Source organism: Oleiphilus sp. HI0043, from assembly GCF_001634935.1.
The window spans coordinates 1-424 of record NZ_LWEY01001091.1; the positions used below are offsets into that span (position 1 = coordinate 1).

1 pseudogene is annotated in these 424 nt (G+C 45.3%); it reads right to left on the minus strand.

What is annotated here, in order from left to right:
• Positions 1-424 (minus strand): annotated as a pseudogene (locus tag A3729_RS11935) (IS110 family transposase); the annotation flags it as partial.

The following is a 424-nucleotide window of genomic DNA, read 5'->3' on the forward strand; positions in this document are numbered from 1 at the left end:
CTCCTAGCTCTACAATGACACCAGTGGCGGTGAGCAGTCGAACGCCTCTCAAGGCTTGTATCGCTTTCACAACCGGATAATATCGCCATTGCTTCACGTGATGGGCGAGTTCATTGTCCAGACGCTCTAGTCGAGCATTGCGTTCTGAAATGGTTTGAATCATCTCTTGCAAGACAAATTGCTGACTAGGATGAGGTAAGATGATCTCTGTTAACCAACGAAGGTGTTTTAAGCTCCAATTTGATTTGCCTGAATAGTTAATATGGTTTCTGAGCAGCAAGGCTTTTAGCTGGAAACGTGCATTATTCAAATCATGCATTGCACGCTCACGTGCTCGAGATAGATCTCGTATTGCTTCATCTGCGGGTTCAGGAACGTAAATCGGATCAAGGTCGCCATTACGAACCAAACGAGCTAAATCTTG